Below are 220 nucleotides of genomic sequence, written 5' to 3'. Positions count from 1 at the left end.
CGGTCGATGCCAAATACGCCATCATCACCGACAGCTTCATCACCCCGGGCAACGTCCATGACAGCGTGCCCTATCTCGCCAGGCTGGACCGGCAAATCGAGGCCTTTGGCTTTGACGTCGAAGCGGTGGGGCTGGATGCGGGCTATAGCAATGCCCCCTTATGCCATGGGCTGATTGAGCGAGGGTTGGCACACAGCGTCATTGGCTACTGCCGCCCCTC

Annotated in this window: 1 pseudogene; it reads left to right on the top strand. The window is 60.9% G+C overall.

The window, feature by feature from the left end:
• A pseudogene (locus ACW5W8_RS24155) lies at positions 1 to 220 on the top strand (IS5/IS1182 family transposase); the annotation flags it as partial.

The organism is Aeromonas aquatilis (genome assembly GCF_054052405.1).
The sequence above is the reverse complement of the archived record's forward strand: the minus strand, read 5'-3'. Positions and strand labels throughout refer to the sequence as shown.